The following is an 18,379-nucleotide window of genomic DNA, read 5'->3' on the forward strand; positions in this document are numbered from 1 at the left end:
ACACAAATCCAATGTAGGAGTGAGCCTGCTCGCGATAGCACCAGAACAGTCAACACACATCCTGCCTACCTGTGATGTGCAACAGGCCGGCGATTTTTATAGAGCAGGCTTTAGATCAATAACTGACTAAAATCCGCACCAACTGCGAAAACCTGGTCTGTAGGAGCTCCCGAAGGCTGCGATTTTTTGCCGTTGGAAGATCATCAGATCGCAGCCTTCGGCAGCTCCTACAGGGCTCGATTCAGAACTTGTAACTGACCCGCGTGTACAGCGTCCGCCCAAACGGATCGCCATATTTGGGGTCGTAGCCGCTCTGGAACGTGTAGGTCTGATTGCTGAACGGTGGTTCGCGGTCAAACAGGTTTTTCGCGCCGAGGGTCACGCTTAAGGTCTTGCGCCAGGTGTAGGTGCCAGCCAGATCCCAGACGTTGTACGAGCCGACGTAATCGTGAGTGTCGCGATCGGAGTCGTGGTAACCGCTGGTGTAGCGGTTGGTCAGGGCCGCGCCGAATGGGCCGTAATTCCAGCTGCCGGTGAGGCTGTGCCGCCAGCGCGCCACGGCGCCCGCCGAAGCAAAGTCGCCGCCACGGAAATCACCCAGCTTGTCGATGTAATCGCCCTTGAGTTGTTGCTGGTAGTCATAGCGGGTGACGTAAGTGCCTTGCAGGCCAATGCCGAAATTACCGTACGGCGTGCTCGGCAAGCGATAGTCGAAGCTGACATCGACGCCATTGGTCTTGATCTTGCCGAGGTTGGCCAGGCCGGTGACGATATGATCGATGGAGCCATCCGGCTTGCGCACCAGGCGATCGGGGTACAGCTCAGGATTCTCGAACACCGCCGATTCCGGGAACTCGGCAATCTGGTTGGCGATGTCGATCCACCAGAAATCCAGCCCGGCAGTCAGGCGTTCGAACGGCTGGTAAACAAACCCAAGGGTGACGTTGCGCGCGGTTTCCGGGCTCAGGTCGGTATTGCCGCCGCTGGTGCGATTGAACTGCTGTGCGCAGTCGCGGTTGGCAATGCCGCCATTGCTCGGATTACCGCCCGCGCACAAACGCGGATCGTTGTAGTTGGCGTTGGTAAAACTGGTAAAGGTCGGGTTGTACAACTCATACAACGACGGTGCGCGGAACCCTTCGCTGTAGGCACCGCGCACTACCAATTCCTTGAATGGCTGGAAGCGGAACGAGTATTTCGGGTTGGTGGTGCTGCCGAAGTCGCTGTACTTGTCATGGCGTACGGCCGCAGACAATTCGAGGCTGTCGAGCACCGGCACGTTGACCTCGGCGTACTCGGCCGAGACGCTGCGATCCCCGGCGACGCTGCCATTCGGATCAACGCCGAGGCTTTGCACATCGCCGGCAAATGCTGCGAAATCCTGATGGAAGTCTTCCTTGCGATACTCGCCGCCCAGCGCCAACGCCGAAGGGCCGGCACCGAACCAGTCGCCGATTTCACGACTGATGCGCCCGTCGATGGCCTTCACCCGCCCTACCGCCGTGGCGTAATCGCCGTCCACCGCGTTGGCCGCCAACAGCGCCGAACCGGCAGCCGTCTGCGGGCCGAACGGGTTGATTACGCCATTGGCAATACCGGTGCTGACGGCACGGTCATTGACGTAGCCGTCCTGAATGCTGTTGATCACTTTGTTCTGATTGTATGAGGCGCCGAGGTTGTAATCCCAGCCGACCAGCGTGCCGTCAAAATTCAGCAGCAAGCGCTGACTGGTGTTGTCGTCTTCGTGCTGACGCGCGCCGACGGCGGTTTCGCGCCAGTTCACGTCGACCGGTTGCGTCGGATCGAGGGCGAAACCGTTCGGCCCGGGGGTGATGCCGTTACCTGGATAGAACGCCGTGCCGGGGTTGACCTGATTGCCCATCAACGTGCCGGGGCCGATTTGCGTGCGGTTTTCGTTACGCGCCCAAAAGTATTCGAGACTGACATTGTGATCGTCGGACAGCTTGCCGGTGGCTTTGGCGAAGGCCGAAGTCTTCTCCGTTTCCGGCACCAGATCGAGGTAATTCCACAGGCTCTGCCGGCAGATGCCGTTGCGCGTCAGCAATCCCGGTGCGTTGCAGCCGGAGCCTGCCAAAGGATTGGTAGCGTTACTGCCCTGACTCCAGTTGGCCGGCGAGGCGGTGCCGGAGGTGTAATCGAGTCCGCGGTTCGGCTGATAGTTGTAGGTGTAACCCCGGTCTTCAGCGGCCAGGCGTTGCTGTTTGTCATAACTGACCACGCCGAACACGTTGAAACGATCATCCTGCAAATCACCGAAGCCCCAACTGCCGCTGAAGTTACGACTTTCACCGCCACCCGAATGGGTTGGCGTGTCGTAGTTGGTGCTGATCTGCCCTTCGGTCAGGCTGGTCTTGGTGATGAAGTTGATCACCCCGCCAATCGCATCGGTGCCGTACAGCGCCGAGGCGCCATCACGCAGCACTTCCACGCGGTCAATGGCGGCGAACGGAATGGTGTTGAGGTCGACACCGGAGCCGTTGATCGCATTGGTGGCGTTGTTGCTCAGACGCCGGCCGTTGAGCAGCACCAAGGTCTTGTTCGCGCCGATGCCACGCAGATCGGCATAGGACGCCCCGCCACTGCTCGACCCCACCGAACGCCCCGAGCCAACCGAAGACTGGTTGGCAGAAATGCGACTGACCAGCTCCTCGGTGGTGGTGACGCCCTGCTCGCGCAGCTCTTCGACGCGCAGGATGGTCACCGGCACCGCCGTTTCTGCATCGACCCGGCGGATTGCCGTACCCGTGACTTCGACACGCTGCAGTTGAGTGGTCGGTTCGGTTGCCGTGCTATCGGCGGCGATGGCCGGCAGCGTATTGATTGCCAGCAGCAAGGCCAGGCTCAAAGGTGATTTGACGGGTGAAAACTGAATCATGAACAGCCATCCCTGCGTTTTGGTTTATGCAGGGATGTGCGATGACGAATAAGGATTTATAGAGGGCGATTTAGACTGTTGGGTGCTGAGGTTATGCAAAAAAAAGCCATGCCTCGATATCAAGCCGATGCCATGTCCCTCAGCAACCGTGTATCCAGACCAAAACGTTCTTGAGAGACCATTTTGAACTGCCCCTCTGCGAGGTCGCAGCTCACCAGCAGATTCCACGAGTGGCGAGTTGCAGCCGAGGGAATCAGGACAAACGGATGTTCATCCAGTAATGCGTCGGCAAACCGCTGTTGATTGGGCGACGGCCACGCGGGACTCAACCAGTACGGATTCGGCACCTCTTCGGGCTGAACGACTTTCACCCGTGCATCGCCGATGACCTCAAAGCACGTCAGCACATAAGGCTCTCTGTCCAGTGCATCAAAACTGGTATTGGCTGCCACCTCCAGAATGGCCGAGGACGGGTCGACAGATGCATAGACGACTCGCCGGCCAGGCGCATTCCATCGACCGCCCTTCAGTTTTGGACCCATCCCGCTGTCCCACGTGTCTCCGTAGGCCTCCTGATCCAGGCGCCAGCCATACCAATGTCCTTCCCAGGGCAAGGGATTCATGGGTAACCCCCGTACAGGACCCGACACAAGTATTGCTCGACCATCTGGAAGCCCAGTGGATGACGGGTCAATTCCAACGGTACGTAGCCGTTCAGGTAAGGGGTGGACTTCTGCATCCATATTTCCGCCTGTGGCAGCCCCCCGAACGCCCGAGTGGCCATCTCCAGCACCAGCGCATATTGGTAGGCGACGACACTCTGTTGCGAGTCAAGCCGCACCGATTTGCCTTCCTTCAACAGCCGCTGCACGGTTCTGACAGATTTGCCGGTGATGCGTTTGACCATGTCCTCGCACAGGTACATTTCGGAAGTTGAAAGCATGTTGACGACGTCGCTCAGCTCAAAGCCCTCCTCGGTAAGGCGGACAATCAGCATGGCGTCGTCACCGAGGTCCTGGCCATGCACGAGCAAATCGACAGGCTTGCCCGCGACCTTCTTCAGCCCCGTCAGCCGGGGCACTTTTGCTGTGGGCATCGCGACATCCTCCATGGGGCATCTGGCGCGATCGTCGATCCAGAAGTTGCGCAGGGAATAAACAGAGGTTTCATGCTCGATGTGTGGGGTACGCATAATCGATCCTTTATCTGGGAGCCTGAGCGTTCAAGCCACTCAGCGACTTCAATGTCAGGTCCGATGCTATAGATCGCGCTTCCGACGACCAACCTGAAAAAGTCGTCGGAAATATCCGCTGCTTGCCGCAAAACCTGCCATTTTCCGTAGGACGTAAACGCGAGATTCCTGCCCTCAGCCGCCGAAGTGATAACTCACATCCAGCCACCACTGCCGTCCGTACGGGTCATAGTTGCCGGTCGGGTAATACGGCCACCCCGCCGAGTCATCGTGTTTGACCTGATTGAGCACGTTGTTCACGGTCAGCCCGACACTCGCCCGGTCATTGAGCTTGTAACGCGCGCTGGCGTTGAACACCGTCCACGGTGACAGGCGACCGTCCCCCGCGCCGTTGGTGACCGAACCGTAACGAATGCCCACCAGAGTCGCCGTGGCTTTCTGGTAATCCCAGGTCAGGCTGGCGTTGACCTTGCTGCGCCAGTCGTAGTTGGTGCGTGAGGTGCGCCAGTCTTGCGTGGGTGCCTCTTCCGACTCCTTGTAGTAATGCGACAACACCAGGGTGTAACCCAGCGCAGAACTGAACGCGCCGTATTGCCCGGCGCCCCAGCGGATATTGCTCTTGAAATCCAGACCACTGACCCGCTCGCTGGCGGCGTTGATCGCATTGACCCGCACGCGCTGCAACTGGTTGGGGTCGACCGCGGCATTGCCGGCGTTGCGATCGATGCGTGCCAGGGTCGCTTGGCAGTTGGCCGAATTGATGTCCTGCGTGCCGTTGCGGCATTCGTTTTCCTGTTGCAGCAAACGGTTTTCATCGACAGTGGTCAGCAAATCATCGATCTCGACGCGCCAGAAATCCGTGGAGAAATCGAAGTTGCGCGACGGCGACCAGACAAACCCGTACGTCCACGATTTGCCACGTTCGGACTCCAGATTCGCTGTACCGCTCTGGGTGTAATCGACCCGCCCACGATCACAGGCACCCTCCACGCCCTGGCTGCAACCGTAGTAATCGATCTGCGCCGGGTAGTAGCCGTTGCTGTCGGACTGATAGATGTAATTCAGATCCGGCGCGCGGAAACTGGTGCCGTAACTGCCGCGCAGCAACAGGCTGGTGACCGGGCGCCATTCCAGTCCCAGGTTGTAGGTTTTCTGCTGTTCGGTGCGGCCGCTGAATTTGTATTGATCCCAGCGTCCGGCGGCGGTCGCCAGCAGCGTGTCAGTCAGCGGAATGCTGAACTCGCCACCCGCCGCGTAGCGTTTGCGCGAGCCACCGGAACTCTGCTGTGGGCTCACGCCGTAAAAAATGCCGTCATTGAGGCCATCGTCCGGGTCAACGCGGTATTCCTGCTTGCCCGCTTCCAGCACCCCGGCGAAGCCCACCGGACCCGCCGGCAAGTCGAACAGGTCACCATTGACCGAGGCGTTGTAACTGGTCGACACCGACTTGCTGCTCTGGGTGAGGTTGCCGCGAAACTGCTGCCACTCCTGCGGCGTCAGCGGCCGGTCGAGCCGTGAAGCATCCGGGGCGAATACTGGATAACCGCCGCTGACACCGAGTTGCGGGCCAAGGTAGAAATCCTGAATCGATGACAGTGGCGTGTAGCGCGTGGTCCTGACGCTGCGATATTCCGAGCGATTGGCTGCCAGATCGTAACTCCAGCCGGTGTCGGCGATCTTGTCCGAGAGCCCCAGGGTGCCGGTCCATGAGGTGTCGCGCCACTTGCTGTTGTTGCTGGTGCGGCCACCGATTTCCTCTTCGCCGAAGCGTCGATACCAGCGCTCCAGATTGCCGCTGTTCTGGTTGATGAAATCCGGTGAGGTGAAGGTCGGCCCGCGCGTGTTGTTCTGGATATGGTCGAGGCCGTACATCAAATCGGCGAAGACCTGGCCGCTGTCGCTGAAATGCCAGGTGCCACGGGTATAGCCGTCGTAGTTTTCCTTCTGGGTCTGCACGGTCCAGTAATCGTTGTACATCTGATCGGTGCGGCAGCGCCCGCCGCTGTTGACCAGTTTGTTGTCGAAGGTGCCCTGATAAGCACCGCAACCCGGTCCCCGATAACGATTGTTGCTCAGGTCGCGGCGGTAACCGACATCTGCCAGCGGGCCGTTTTGCATAAAGCCACGGTCATCGGCCCAGATCGGATCGCGGTTAGTCAGCTCCAGACCGAACAAGCCGTCAAAATCCCCCCAACTGCCGCCGCCGCTGATCTGCAAGCGCTGGTTGTCACCGCCGCCGCGCTCGCTGGTGCCGCCCTTGAGATTGACGTCGACACCGTTGATCTTGTCCTTGAGGATGATGTTGACCACCCCGGCGATCGCGTCCGAGCCGTAAATCGCCGAGGCGCCGCTGCTGAGGATTTCGATGCGTTCGATGACCGCCGACGGAATGTTCGCCAGGTTGGTGAAATTGACCTTGCCGTCGTACGGCGTTGGGTAGTCGGCGACGCGACGGCCATTGATCAACACCAGCGTATGGTTCGGGCCGAGGCCGCGCAGGTTGAGTGCGCTGGCCGCCGGTTGCCAGGTGTTGCCGTAATCTTCGCCTTGGGTCATTCCGGTGTTTTGCGTCTGCGTCGCCAGGGCGTCGTAGACGTTTTTGTAGCCGCGCGCTTCCATTTCTTCGTGGGTAATGACGTTGACCGGTGTGGCGCCATCGCTCTGCGCGCGGGCAATGCGCGAACCGGTCACGGTGACTTTTTCCATACGGTAATCGGCGCTGGTGACCGGCGCCACAGCGGTGACTTTCGCCGGCACATCAGCCGCGCGAACCGTTAAACCCTGGGTGCTTTGTTCGACTTGCAGACCGCTGCCAAGCAAGGCCTTTTCCACCGCCTGACGACCGCCCAATGCCCCACGCACCGCCGCGCTGTGTTTGCCTTTCACCAGTTCTTGGCTGAAAGAAATCGGTACACCGCTCTGCCGCGAGATGTCCAGCAACACTTCGTCGAGCGGTCCGCTGGCGATGTCGAAGGTGAACACCGCCGCTGCCGATTCCTGGGCCACCGCCGCCCATGGACTGATGCCCATCGCCAATGCAGCAGCAAGAGTCAATCGAGGTAATTTTTGTTTGATTGAGAACATCGAAGGGTTTCCCTGTTGGAGGCATCTGCAGGGAATGAGCAGCGGGCCGGCGCTTTTTATAGGGCGGCGATTAGGCCAAGAAGTTATGGGTTTATAACCGCGCGTCGATGCTGACCCAGTACGGGTTGTGCCAGGTGATGCGGATCGGCAGCGAGCGTTCCAGCAGTTGCAACGTGCGATCGCTGTCGTCAAGCGGATAGAGGCCGCTGAGGCGCAGGTCGGCGATTTCCGGGCTTAGATGCAAGATGCCGCGACGGTAGCGGCGCAGGCTGTCGATGACCTCGCGCAGAGGCCGGTCGCGCACCTCCAGACGACCTTGCACCCATGCACTTTCCTGGCCGTTGCTACGTTCCAGCGACAGCACTCCAGCGCCGTTGAACAACAGACTTTCGCCGGCATGCACCGCTTGCCGCGCACCGCCTGCGGTGACCACTTCGACCTGCGAATGGAGCATCACCAAGCGCGTCGCCTCTTCGCTGTACTGCACGAGAAACTTCGTCCCCAGCGCCCGCATGCGCCCGTGCTCGGTCTCGACCACAAAGGGCCGCGCCGGCTCTTTCGCCACATCCACCAACAACTCACCGCTGCGCAAGGCGAGCAGGCGCTGTTGGCTATCGAACAAAGGCACCACACGACTGCGCGCGTTGAGGGTCAGCGCACTGCCGTCGGCCAGGGTGAAGTCACGTCGCTCGCCGGTCCCGGTCGACAACTCCCCCGCCTCCGGCAGCCAGCCGTAACGCCGCCCGAGCAGCCCGGCCAACAGCCCGATGCCGAGCACACTCAGACTGCCGCTGATAAAGCGTCGCCGACTCGATGGCGCGTTAAGGCTGTGCAGCAGACTGCTGCGCGGCAAGGTGCGCAGGGTCGGGTTGCGTAGCAGATTGAGGCCGCCGCCCATTTGCTCGATGACCTGCTGATGCCGTGGGTCGGCAACGCGCCAAGCCTCGAATGCGGCCCGCTCAGCCATGCCCGCCTCGCCCGACTGCAACAACGCCAGCCATTGCGCGGCCTCATCGATCACCGCTTCGTCCGGCCTCATGCCTGCATCGCCTGATAGCAACGCTTGAACGCTTCGACCATGTATTGCTGCACGCGGCTGGTGGACACCCCGAGGCGCTCGCCGATCTCGCTGTAGGTCAAGCCGTCGAGTTGATGGTATAGAAACGCCGCTTTCGCCTTGGCCGACAACCCGTTGAGCAAACGATCGACCGCCAGCAGCGCTTCGATCACCAGTGCCCGCTCTTCCGGAGACGGGTGCACCGGCTCCGGCGCCAGCGCCAGGCTTTCCAGATAGGCGCGCTCAAGGTCCTGACGGCGCCAGCCTTCGTACACCAGTCGGCGGGCGATGGTGGTCAGCAGCGCGCGTGGCTCGCGAATGGCCGTGGGGTCTGGCAGTGCCAGCACCCGCAGAAAGGTTTCCGAGGCAATGTCTTGCGCACTGTGCGGGCAACCCAGCGTGCGACCAACGGCAGCGCACAGCCAGCGATAGTCCTTTTGGAACATCTGCCCAATGATCTGGTAATGCGGGTTGTACCCACCCATGTCTTGCTCCCTGAAACGGGTCCCACCCGCTGCGAAAAACCATCGTTCTGCCGGGATCGTCCGGCTCTGATCAGGCGCGACTGTGCAATAGCCTCGAAGACATTTGAAGTAATAAAAAATCAGCACAAGCAAACCATTGAGCATAAGGCGCTTGGTCGCCGCAGAAACATTGGCTGACAGAACGTTGACCTCGATCACTGGCGCGTGGGTGGTCACTGATTAATCTCGCGGCTCAATCGAAGGCCAGGGACGGCTCAGCGAGAGCCCACGGCCGAATCCACTCAAGGAAGAGCAAGCATGCGACCACTCAACATCATTCTGCTGTCGTCGGCCTTCAACGGCCTGACCCAACGCGCCTGGCTGGAACTGCGCGAGGCCGGGCACTCGCCCAGCGTCGTGCTGTTTACCGATGAACAGGCCGTGTGCGAACAGATCGAACACAGCGGCGCGGATCTGGTGATCTGCCCGTTCCTCAAGGACCGCGTGCCGCAGGCGCTGTGGAGCAACACCGAACGGCCGGTGGTGATCATCCATCCGGGTATCGTCGGCGATCGAGGCGCCAGTGCCCTCGACTGGGCGATTACCAACGAGCTGCCGAACTGGGGCGTCACTGCGCTACAAGCGGTCGAAGAAATGGACGCCGGCCCGGTGTGGGCCACCTGCGAATTCAACCTGCCGGCGGGCCTGCGCAAATCCGAGCTGTACAACGGCCAGGTCAGTGATGCGGCGATTCGTTGTATTCGCGAAGTGGTGGAGAAATTCATCGAAGGGTTTGAACCGGTTGTCCTCGACTATGCCGATACGAAAGTACGCGGACGCTTGCAGCCGAACATGAAGCAGGTCGACCGCAGCTTCAGCTGGCACGATTGCGCACGCTTCATCAAACGCTGCATCGATGCTGCCGACGGCCAGCCCGGCGTGTTGGCGAGCCTCGCTGGCGGTCAGTATTACGTCTACGACGCGCACCTGGATTCGCGCAGCGGCGTGCCCGGCGAGATTCTCGCGGTGCATGACGATGCGGTGCTGGTCGCCGCCGGTGATCAAAGCCTGTGGATCGGCGCGCTACGGCGCAAACCGCAACCTGGCGAGGAGACCTTCAAGCAACCGGCGCGGCACGTGCTGGCCGGGCAACTGGCCGAGGTGCCTGTGCTGGACTGGTCGATCGCCACGCAGCCGTTCAGTAACGAAGCCTATCAACCGATCCGCTACCGGGAATCCGGCATCGTCGGTGAGCTGACCTTCGAGTTCTACAACGGCGCCATGAGTACCGAGCAGTGCCAGCGCATGGTCGCCGCGCTGCGCTGGGCCAAATCCCGTGATACCCAGGTGTTGTTGATCAAGGGTGGGCGCGGCAGTTTTTCCAACGGCGTGCATTTGAACTTGATTCAGGCCGCGCAGGATCCTGGCGCCGAAGCCTGGGCGAATATTCAGGCAATCGACGATGTCTGCGCAGAACTGCTGACGGCCCGGCAACTGGTGGTCAGTGGCGTTACTGGCAACGCCGGCGCCGGTGGCGTGATGCTCGCACTGGCGGCCGACATCGTCTTTGCCCGCGCCGATGTCGTGCTCAATCCGCATTACAAGAGCATGGGCTTGTACGGCTCCGAATACTGGACCTACAGCCTGCCCCGCGCCGTCGGCCCGGCAATGGCCGAGCAATTGACCCAGGCTTGCCTGCCGGTAAGCGCGGTGCAGGCGTGGCAACTGGGCATGGTTCAGGAAATCGGCCCGCGCTGCCCGGACGAGTTTGCCCTGTGGTTGCTGCAACGGGCCAACAGCGTGGTGAGCGATCCGACTTACGCGGCGGTACGCGAGCGCAAGGTGCGGGTTGATCAGGTGTTGATCCAGCAGTGCCGTGAAACCGAGTTGCAGGAGATGCAGGAAGACATGCTGTACAACCGTAATCAGTTTGCCGAGAAGTGCCGAAATTTTGTCTTCAAACGCAAGGTGTGTGGCACGCCGGCGCGGTTGATTGAAGATTGGGCGCGGGTGCGGTTGACCGAGTTGGCCAGTTGATTTTGGCGGTGACTGCTTTCCCCTCACCCTAGCCCTCTCCCAAGGGAGAGGGAACTGATTGGGGGATGCTGTAGAGGTTCGCCGACATGAACGATCTCTACTGAATCCATAATCGACGCGATCTTTCAGGTCGATATATGACACCAGACACCTCGGTCAGTCCCCTCTCCCAAGGGAGAGGGAACCGAGCCGGGGATATTGGCGATCTTCACCGACCTGAGGGTCTTGCTCTGAATCCATAATCGCCTCGATCTTTCAGGTCGATGCATGACGCAAGACACCTCGGTCAGTCCCCTCTCCCTCCGGGAGAGGGTTAGTGATCTGGCTTAATGATTCTGGACACCCCTAAAGGGCGTTAATCTACGCCCAACGATGAGGTGTGATTTGACCAGACGATATTTTTCAACAGATTTCAAACGGGATGCGGCTTGCCTGGTTTTGGATAAAGACTATTCGGTGAGTGAAGCCTGTGAAGCAATGGGCGTGGGCCCTACAGCTCTGCGCCGCTGGGTTGAACAACTGCGTGCGGAGCGCAGCGGCAAGACGCCTGAGAAGTCCAAGGCCATGACCGTTGACCAACAACGCATCCAAGAACTGGAAGCAACAATTCGACGGATTGAGCGCGAGAAGGAAATTTTAAAAAAGGCTACAGCTCTCTTGATGTCGGATTCCCTCGATCGGTAAGGCTGGTCGAGGAGTTAAGCGAGCAATATCCAAGATCCGAGTTGTGTGGCGTGTTTGGCATCAACCGCAGCAGTTATTACGAGCGTCTGAAACAGCGGGCGAAAGTGCATGTCGGGCGCGATCGCCTAAAGATCAAGGCTGCCGAATTACATGAGCAAAGTCGCGGCTCAATGGGCGCGCGCAGCCTGTCAAAAGCGCTGTGTAACGAAAAAGAGTCGGTAGGTCGTTACATGGCTCGTAGCCTGATGCGCGAGCTCGGTTTGAAGAGCCAGCAACGGCGCAGGCATCGGTACAAACCCAGCGGTGCGGAGGCGCAATACGCCCCCAATCATTTGGAGCGTAAATTCAAAGTCGAGGCCCCCAATCGAGTGTGGTGTGGCGACGTGACTTACATTTGGGCCGGTACTTACTGGGTTTATCTGGCTGCTGTACTTGATCTGCATGCCCGCCGCATCGTCGGCTGGGCCATGTCCAGAAGTCCGGATTCAGCTCTGACCTGTCGAGCGTTAAAGATGGCTTTCGAGTCGCGAGGACGCCCTGAAAACCTAATGTTCCATTCGGATCAGGGCTGTCATTACAGCAGTAAAGTGTTTCGTGAAACGCTGGCGGACATGCGCATAAAACAAAGCATGAGTCGACGAGGAAACTGCTGGGACAACGCCCCGATGGAGCGTTTCTTTGGCAGTTTGAAATCTGAATGGATACCCAAGGCTGGCTACCGAAACGAAGATGAGGCCAGTACCGATGTATTGCGCTACCTGACCCATTATTACAATCGGATCAGGCTGCACAGTTACAACGGATATCGGACTCCGGTAGCAATGGAAGCCTTGGCAGCATGAGAAATGACCTAAACCCTATAACCGTGTCCAGTATCGTTTGACCAGATCATAGGCGGGCGGCGATCCGATGAGGGGCTTTTGCCTTTACAATGCCCGTCACCTCAAACACCGGCCCGCCCATGGACATCGATCTCGCTCGCACCTTTCTGGAAATCGTCCGTCACGGCAGTCTCGCCGCTGCCGCGCAGAAGCTGTTCGTCACGCAAACGGCGATCACCGCTCGCGTGCAGAAACTCGAAAGCCAGCTGGGCAGCACGCTGTTCGTGCGCAACCGCGCCGGGGCGAAACTGACGCCCAATGGCGAGGCTTTTGTGGTCTACGCCAATCAACTGGTGCAAACCTGGGAAGCCGCGCGCCGCGACCTGCCGCTGCCCGAGGGCTATCACAACGTGCTGCACATCGGCGGCGAAGTCAGCCTGTGCAACCCATTGATGCTCAGTTGGGCGGCGGAACTGCGCGAGAAGATTCCGGGGCATGCCCTGCGCATGGAAATTCGCGACGGCGAAAACCTCCTGCGCCAGCTCGAACTCGGTGTGCTCGACGCCGCGCTGGTCTACCAGCCGGAATACTGGCCGGGCTTGCAGGTCGAGCAAGTGCTGGAAGAAAAACTGATTCTGGTGCGCGCGCCCGAGCGCCCCGATCCCTACGTCTACATCGATTGGGGCCCGGACTTCCGCCGCCAGCATGACGCCGCCCTGCCGGAAAAAGCCAAAGCGGCGCTGAGTTTCAACCTCGGCCCGTTGGCCCTGCAATACATTCTCGAACATGGCGGCAGCGGCTACTTCCGCACCCGCGTGGTCCGCACGTATCTGGAAAGCGGCGCCCTGGAAGCGGTGACCAAAGCCCCGGAGTTCGGCTATCCGACTTACCTCGTCTACTCACGTGATCGCGATTCGGCGACGCTGCAGCAAGCCTTCCATCTGCTGCGCGAAGTGATCCGCACCGATGATGACTGGTCGCAACGCTGGAACCCGCTGAGCTGAAGCGGCGGCTTCACAGCCGATCATGGCGCATGTGCCATTGAGGTCCGGCCTGCACATACGGCCGGATCGGCTAATCTGCCGGGTACAACAACAATCCCGCAGGTGATGCAGTGAGGCAGACCACCGAGGCATTTCGCAGCCGCTATCGTGCGGCCATTCATCCGCTGTACAACCCGTGGCTGCACGGCGCCTTCGTGCTGCTGTTCGGTGTGTTGGCCGTTGGTGGTTTCTGGAGCAGCGTGCAGCAGGTCAGCCTGCTGGAATGGCTGACGGTGCCGTTAACCCTGCTGTTTTTCAATTTCGCCGTGTACATGGTCCATCGTCATCTCGGCCACCACAAAAAGACCTTCGCGAAAATGTTCTACGCCCGGCATGCCGGCGATCATCACAGTTTCTTCACCCCCGGCCACATGACCTACGACAGCGCCCGCGACTGGCGAGTGATTCTGTTCCCCGCGTGGCTGCTCTTGCTGCACACACTGCTGATCACCCTGCCGTTGTGGTGGCTGATCGCACAGGTAAACGCCAACGTGGCCGGGTTGTTTGGCGGCTGCATGGTCCTCGGTTATCTGACTTACGAGATATTCCACGCCTGCGAACACCTGCCGCCACACAACCCGCTGACCCGCCTGCCGTGGATCCGCCAGATGCGCCACTTGCACGAGCTGCATCACCGCCGCGAGCGCATGCAGGAGCGCAATTTCAACATCGTTTTGCCGTTGATGGACTACCTGTTCGGCACCCTTTACCGGGAGCCGGAAATCACCCCTTTGAGCGATTCGAAAATGCCCATGACCCACCTGCAACACCCGATCGATATCGCTGGTGAACCCATCGCCGTGCTGGCCTATGCCGCCAGTGTCAGTCGCTGGCCGGAGTGGCACCCCTCGTCGCTGAAAATCGACGGTGCGCAAGGCCCGTTGCATGCCGGCGCGCGCTTCGAAGAGGACATTCATGCCGGCGGGCGCGCGGGCCATTTGCGCTGGGAAGTCACCGAATACCTGCCCGGCCGGCGCTGGTGCGCGCGGGCGCAGGGCGATCATGGTTTGTCGCTGCTGCTGACCTATGAATGCAGCCCCGAGGGCAGCGGCACGCGTTTTGTGCGCACGCTGGATTATCGCTTCGACGGACTGGGCATGCGCATCGCCAATCGCTTGCTGCTCAAACGGCGCATCGAGCGCGAATCCGCCGCATCGATGCTGGCGCTGCGCGACATGGCCGCCCGCTACCTGGCCTCGGCGAGGGCCAGCGCGTGAAGCTGAGACATCTGCTGTTGTTGCTGGTCCTCATCGTCATCGGCTTTTTATTGTTGATGCCCACCAAGGTCGAACCCGTGGCCTGGACGCCGCCGCCAGCGCCATCGCTGACAGAAGGTCTCTACGCCGAGAACCAGAAACTCAAAGGCGCAGCGCAGGTCGGGCCGAGCGACATCGAAGGGCCGGAAGCCTTGCTGCTGGAAAGTGACTTCCTGATCACCGGGCTGCACGACGGCCGACTGATCCGCACCAGCCTCGACGGCCAGCAACGCAAAGTACTCGCCGACACCGGTGGCCGCCCGCTGGGCCTGGCCCGGCATCCGAACGGCATGCTGGTGATTGCCGACGCGGTCAAGGGTTTGCTGTCTCTTGATGCGCAGGGTCAGTTGGTGCCTTTGACCACGGCGGCCAATGGTCTGGCGTTCGGGTTCACCGATGACGTCGCCATCGACAAGTCCGGGCACTACGCCTATTTCAGCGATGCCTCCAGCCGCTGGGGCTACGGCCATGACGGCGAAGCAATCATCGAGCACGGCGGCGATGGACGCCTGCTGCGCTATGACTTCCAGAGCGGCAAAACCAGTGTCCTGCTAGACAAGCTGGAGTTCGCCAACGGCGTGACCCTCGGCCCGGATGACGCCTATGTGCTGGTCAACGAAACCGGCGCCTATCGCATCAGCCGCTATTGGCTGACCGGGCCGAAAGCCGGCACTCACGACCTGTTTATCGATAACTTGCCGGGGCTGCCGGACAACCTGGCGTTCAATGGCAGTAATCGGTTCTGGGTGGCGTTGTATGCGCCGCGCAATGCTCTGCTCGACGATACCGCCGGGCATCCGCTCGTGCGCAAGATGATCGTGCGGGCGTTGGCGGTTTTGCCTAAGCCGGTGGAGAAGCGCGGGTTTGTCCTGGGGCTGGATCTGGAGGGCAAGGTGATTGCCAATTTGCAGGATGCCAGCAGTGGCAATTACTCGCCGATTACCACGGTGCGTGAGTATGGGCCGTGGTTATATTTTGGCTCGTTGAAGGCGACGCATATGGCGCGGATGCCGTTGGATGTGGCCCTGAAGTGAATCTGGCAACTTTGTGGTGATTGCGCTGACGCCTTCGTCGGAACGCCGCCCGGAGCAGGCTCGCTTGTATGGTAGGACTTGAAGGGAGGAGGAGGGACAAGGCTCGATTCTGACTGTTGACGCAGCACAGACCGTGGGAGATTTCGCCCCTCCTCCTTTCACCCAAGCGCCGATAAAGAATGCATCTGGCTAGACCGACGATAGGAACAAGCCTGCGCCTCTGGGTGAGCCCTTCAAGTGCTCAAACCTTATCCCGGAGGAAATCCTGTGGCAATGCCGGTCGCTCTATCAAATCCGATCGTTGGCGTGGATGTCGCCAAAAATGAACTGGTGATTTATCAGGCCGATAGCGATCTGCTTGAAGCGATTCCCAACACCAAAACATCCATTAAGCAGTGGCTGAAGGCCTTGCTCGGCCCCGTGTCTATTGCCATTGAGGCAACCAACATCTACCACCTGGAATTCGCTGATTTGGCCTATGCGGCCGGTTGCACGATTTACATGGTGGGCGGCTATGAACTCAAACATTACCGCGAAGGCGTGAAGATCCGCGCGAAAACCGACGCCTTGGACGCCAAGTTGCTGGCCCGTTACCTGAAGAACGAAGCCGAGGAGTTGCGCCCCTGGACCCCGCCATCACCGCTGTACCGCCAGCTCCTGAGCCTTTTCCGCCGCCGCGCGGCTTTGGTCCAGGCAAGGGTCGGCCTGGTGCAGAGCTGGTCGAATGAGCCGCTATTGAAGGCAGCTTTTGCTGAACAAATAAAATCCATGCAGCGGCTTGAAACGATGATCGAAAAGACGATCAACGATCAGCTCAAACAAGCCGGTTTGCTCGGCCAATTGAAGCGTTGCCTGAAAGTTGAGGGCATTGGATTTCTGACCGGAGCGCGCCTGCTCACGGCGTTTCAGCGGGGGGAATTTAGCAACGCGGATGCGTTTATCGCCTTCCTGGGCATGGATTTAAGGGTATCGAAATCAGGGCAAAAGGACGGTCGCCGCAGCTTGACCAAGCGCGGAGACCCCGAGGCCCGCCGACTTTTGCACAACGCTGCGATGTCGGCTAGCCGTACGAAAGCCTGGAAAGGGTTTTACGAGGCCCAAAGAGCACGGGGTTTCAGCACCACGCAGGCGTTGGTGATGCTGGCTCGCAAACTTGCTCGGGTGGTATTCGCCTTGCTGAAAGGGCAAAGCGAATACCAGACAAAAGTCAGTTGAGGGCTTCCCCTCAACCATAGAATCTCCCACAGGGTTATTTGCTGACCACAGCATTTGGGCTCAACACAATCCACTGTGGGAGCGAGCCTGCTCCGGGCGGCGTTCCGACGAAGGCGGTCTGTCAGTTGCTGGACTTGTCGAACTTGTCCGGATCTTCGTCTTCGGGCAGATCCTCATCCGGCTCTTCGGGATTGGCCGTGGTATGTGCCGGGCTGTTCGGTTCGGGATGCGTGGGAACCGGGTCGAATGCGCCCTGCTCTTCACTGGGGAATTTGGGATCGTTCATAAGGCACCTCGCAATGAGTCGGATGGAAGACTCTGTACATTCGAGGTGCCGGTCGTGGCAGTCGTTCCCGTCAATCCGCAACCGCAGGTCGGCGGATCAATGGCGAATCAGGACGGCGCCTGCAAATGGCTGACGATTTCGTCTTTGACCTTCAGGCGCCTCTCTTTGAGCTTTTTCAATGCGTCGTCGGTGGGAGCATCTGAGGTGGCCGTTTCGGCTTTGACCACATCGGCGTCGGCTTGGGAATACTTGTTGATCAGTGAATCCAATCGTGGATCCTGGGTGCGTTTTTGCTGGATCTCTTCCTTCGTGTAACTCAAGTCCTGAAACAGGTCATGGGGAACCGGCATGGAACACCTCCGTCAGTTGATCGGCTGGCCAACGCGACCGATTGCGCTGGCCAGTTATCAGAATGGCCTCGGTTGCACGGTTCTGTCGACCACCTGTCAGACCAGCGGTGCCCGTTCGTCGCCCTGTCGCAAATGCGATCAAACCTTTGCTCGCCGTGCTCCCTCCATTGGTTAACACCAACAAAAACTGCGTGGAGATACACCAATGGACGGATTCAACCTGCGTCATCTGGTCCTGGCTGTCGCGTTGAGCAGCGGCATGGGCAGCGCTTTCGCTGCGACTGACAATGACTTCGTCGATAACGCCGCTGCCGGTGGTATTGCCGAAATCGAAACCAGCCGCCTCGCCCTGGAAAAAAGCCAATCGGCTGACATCAAGGCCTTCGCCAATATGATGATCACCGACCATGGCAAGGCCAACGATGAGCTGGCGACCATTGCCAAAGCTAACGACATCGAAGTCCCGGACACCACGACATTGGTCAAACAGGCCAAGGAAAAAATCCTCGAAGTGCGTGATGAGTCTTTCGACGCGGCGTACGCCAACAATCAGGTGAAGGCGCACGAAGAGACCATCGAGCTGTTCAAGAAACAAGCCAATACCGTGACCGATGACAAGGTCAAAGGTGCGACGGAACTGAAGGCGTTTGCGCAGAAAATGTTGCCGGCGCTGGAGAAACACCTCGCCGCCGCCAAAGAATTGCAGGCCAAGCATCCGAGCAAGTAAAAAGCTTTACCCTCACCCCAGCCCTCTCCCGGAGGGAGAGGGAGCCGGCCGAGGTGAATGTTCGAGTTACGCCGACCTGAAACTTCGGCTTCGAACTCAGGTACTGGAGTGCAACTCCGATTTTGAACTGCCCCCGATCGGCTCCCTTTCCCCTCGCCTTTCCGGAGAGCGAGACGGAGCCGATCGTGTTGAATGTTCGAGTCACACCGATCTGAAATCTAGAGTTGAACCTG

Annotated in this window: 16 protein-coding genes; 8 read left to right on the forward strand and 8 right to left on the reverse strand. The window is 59.6% G+C overall.

The window, feature by feature from the left end; genetic code table 11:
- Nucleotides 1–241: 241 nt before the first annotated feature.
- The 6 genes from ACOYXH_RS13085 to ACOYXH_RS13110 all read right to left on the reverse strand — a co-directional run bounded on the left by ACOYXH_RS13085 (nucleotide 242) and on the right by ACOYXH_RS13110 (nucleotide 8,714).
- Nucleotides 242–2,896: a TonB-dependent receptor gene (locus tag ACOYXH_RS13085; protein ID WP_095047841.1), complete on the reverse strand. Its 2,655-nt coding sequence runs from the start codon at nucleotides 2,894–2,896 to the stop codon at nucleotides 242–244.
- Nucleotides 2,897–3,015: 119 nt separating this feature from the next.
- The gene (locus ACOYXH_RS13090) at nucleotides 3,016–3,519 is read right to left on the reverse strand and encodes an RES family NAD+ phosphorylase (protein WP_460064853.1); all 504 of its coding nucleotides are present in this window, start codon (nucleotides 3,517–3,519) and stop codon (nucleotides 3,016–3,018) included.
- Nucleotides 3,516–3,992 (reverse strand): antitoxin Xre/MbcA/ParS toxin-binding domain-containing protein, encoded by a 477-nt coding sequence (locus ACOYXH_RS13095; RefSeq protein ID WP_460410875.1) that lies wholly within the window; start codon nucleotides 3,990–3,992, stop codon nucleotides 3,516–3,518. The genes ACOYXH_RS13090 and ACOYXH_RS13095 overlap by 4 nt, the downstream gene beginning before the upstream one ends.
- Nucleotides 3,993–4,262: 270 nt before the next feature.
- Nucleotides 4,263–7,172, reverse strand: a complete 2,910-nt coding sequence (locus ACOYXH_RS13100) for a TonB-dependent receptor domain-containing protein (RefSeq protein ID WP_405123481.1) — start codon at nucleotides 7,170–7,172, stop codon at nucleotides 4,263–4,265.
- Nucleotides 7,173–7,263: 91 nt separating this feature from the next.
- A complete protein-coding gene (locus ACOYXH_RS13105; RefSeq protein WP_460410785.1) occupies nucleotides 7,264–8,211 on the reverse strand; it encodes a FecR domain-containing protein in 948 nt (315 codons plus the stop codon).
- On the reverse strand, nucleotides 8,208–8,714 hold the full coding sequence (locus ACOYXH_RS13110; RefSeq protein ID WP_034152323.1) for a sigma-70 family RNA polymerase sigma factor: 507 nt from the start codon (nucleotides 8,712–8,714) through the stop codon (nucleotides 8,208–8,210). The genes ACOYXH_RS13105 and ACOYXH_RS13110 overlap by 4 nt, the downstream gene beginning before the upstream one ends.
- Nucleotides 8,715–9,011: 297 nt before the next feature.
- Between ACOYXH_RS13110 and ACOYXH_RS13115 the strand changes: the two genes are divergently transcribed.
- The 6 genes from ACOYXH_RS13115 (at nucleotide 9,012) to ACOYXH_RS13140 (ending at nucleotide 16,783) form a co-directional block, all read left to right on the forward strand.
- The gene (locus ACOYXH_RS13115; RefSeq protein WP_460064856.1) at nucleotides 9,012–10,730 is read left to right on the forward strand and encodes a hydrogenase maturation protein; all 1,719 of its coding nucleotides are present in this window, start codon (nucleotides 9,012–9,014) and stop codon (nucleotides 10,728–10,730) included.
- Nucleotides 10,731–11,102: 372 nt separating this feature from the next.
- A protein-coding gene (locus ACOYXH_RS13120) for an IS3 family transposase (RefSeq protein ID WP_460063762.1) occupies nucleotides 11,103–12,256 on the forward strand; the annotation gives its coding sequence in 2 pieces (ribosomal slippage) (nucleotides 11,103–11,376 and nucleotides 11,376–12,256; 1,155 coding nt in all).
- Nucleotides 12,257–12,375: 119 nt separating this feature from the next.
- A complete protein-coding gene (locus tag ACOYXH_RS13125; RefSeq protein ID WP_095121024.1) occupies nucleotides 12,376–13,239 on the forward strand; it encodes a LysR family transcriptional regulator in 864 nt (287 codons plus the stop codon).
- Between the two features lie 110 nt (nucleotides 13,240–13,349).
- Nucleotides 13,350–14,495, forward strand: coding sequence for a sterol desaturase/SRPBCC family protein (locus ACOYXH_RS13130; RefSeq protein ID WP_460410786.1), 1,146 nt, complete (start codon nucleotides 13,350–13,352; stop codon nucleotides 14,493–14,495).
- On the forward strand, nucleotides 14,492–15,568 hold the full coding sequence (locus ACOYXH_RS13135; protein ID WP_095047848.1) for an SMP-30/gluconolactonase/LRE family protein: 1,077 nt from the start codon (nucleotides 14,492–14,494) through the stop codon (nucleotides 15,566–15,568). The genes ACOYXH_RS13130 and ACOYXH_RS13135 overlap by 4 nt, the downstream gene beginning before the upstream one ends.
- A gap of 273 nt (nucleotides 15,569–15,841) precedes the next feature.
- Entirely contained in the window at nucleotides 15,842–16,783 is a 942-nt protein-coding gene (locus ACOYXH_RS13140; RefSeq protein ID WP_220558825.1) for an IS110 family transposase, read from the forward strand.
- A 121-nt stretch (nucleotides 16,784–16,904) separates the two neighbouring features.
- Here the strand turns inward: ACOYXH_RS13140 and ACOYXH_RS13145 are convergent, their stop codons facing one another.
- Together ACOYXH_RS13145 and ACOYXH_RS13150 are read right to left on the reverse strand one after the other, a co-directional pair.
- A complete protein-coding gene (locus ACOYXH_RS13145; RefSeq protein WP_007912545.1) occupies nucleotides 16,905–17,069 on the reverse strand; it encodes a hypothetical protein in 165 nt (54 codons plus the stop codon).
- A gap of 107 nt (nucleotides 17,070–17,176) precedes the next feature.
- Nucleotides 17,177–17,419, reverse strand: coding sequence for a YdcH family protein (locus ACOYXH_RS13150; protein WP_095047849.1), 243 nt, complete (start codon nucleotides 17,417–17,419; stop codon nucleotides 17,177–17,179).
- On the opposite strand from ACOYXH_RS13150, the gene ACOYXH_RS13155 reads away from it, so the two are divergent.
- Nucleotides 17,418–17,594, forward strand: a complete 177-nt coding sequence (locus ACOYXH_RS13155; protein ID WP_258708350.1) for a hypothetical protein — start codon at nucleotides 17,418–17,420, stop codon at nucleotides 17,592–17,594. The genes ACOYXH_RS13150 and ACOYXH_RS13155 overlap by 2 nt on opposite strands.
- 30 nt (nucleotides 17,595–17,624) lie before the next feature.
- Nucleotides 17,625–18,146: a DUF4142 domain-containing protein gene (locus ACOYXH_RS13160; protein ID WP_095047850.1), complete on the forward strand. Its 522-nt coding sequence runs from the start codon at nucleotides 17,625–17,627 to the stop codon at nucleotides 18,144–18,146.
- Nucleotides 18,147–18,379: the final 233 nt, after the last annotated feature.

The organism is Pseudomonas sp. Mb7 (genome assembly GCF_054790525.1).

Excerpts from the sequence above, each read along its gene's own strand:
- ACOYXH_RS13085 (WP_095047841.1), bottom strand. The coding sequence starts at position 2,896 with ATGATTCAGTTTTCACCCGTCAAATCACCTTTGAGCCTGGCCTTGCTG.
- ACOYXH_RS13090 (WP_460064853.1), bottom strand. The coding sequence starts at position 3,519 with ATGAATCCCTTGCCCTGGGAAGGACATTGGTATGGCTGGCGCCTGGAT.
- ACOYXH_RS13095 (WP_460410875.1), bottom strand. The coding sequence starts at position 3,992 with ATGCCCACAGCAAAAGTGCCCCGGCTGACGGGGCTGAAGAAGGTCGCG.
- ACOYXH_RS13100 (WP_405123481.1), bottom strand. The coding sequence starts at position 7,172 with ATGTTCTCAATCAAACAAAAATTACCTCGATTGACTCTTGCTGCTGCA.
- ACOYXH_RS13105 (WP_460410785.1), bottom strand. The coding sequence starts at position 8,211 with ATGAGGCCGGACGAAGCGGTGATCGATGAGGCCGCGCAATGGCTGGCG.
- ACOYXH_RS13110 (WP_034152323.1), bottom strand. The coding sequence starts at position 8,714 with ATGGGTGGGTACAACCCGCATTACCAGATCATTGGGCAGATGTTCCAA.
- ACOYXH_RS13115 (WP_460064856.1), top strand. The coding sequence starts at position 9,012 with ATGCGACCACTCAACATCATTCTGCTGTCGTCGGCCTTCAACGGCCTG.
- ACOYXH_RS13125 (WP_095121024.1), top strand. The coding sequence starts at position 12,376 with ATGGACATCGATCTCGCTCGCACCTTTCTGGAAATCGTCCGTCACGGC.
- ACOYXH_RS13140 (WP_220558825.1), top strand. The coding sequence starts at position 15,842 with ATGCCGGTCGCTCTATCAAATCCGATCGTTGGCGTGGATGTCGCCAAA.
- ACOYXH_RS13145 (WP_007912545.1), bottom strand. The coding sequence starts at position 17,069 with ATGAACGATCCCAAATTCCCCAGTGAAGAGCAGGGCGCATTCGACCCG.
- ACOYXH_RS13155 (WP_258708350.1), top strand. The coding sequence starts at position 17,418 with ATGGAACACCTCCGTCAGTTGATCGGCTGGCCAACGCGACCGATTGCG.
- ACOYXH_RS13150 (WP_095047849.1), bottom strand. The coding sequence starts at position 17,419 with ATGCCGGTTCCCCATGACCTGTTTCAGGACTTGAGTTACACGAAGGAA.
- ACOYXH_RS13160 (WP_095047850.1), top strand. The coding sequence starts at position 17,625 with ATGGACGGATTCAACCTGCGTCATCTGGTCCTGGCTGTCGCGTTGAGC.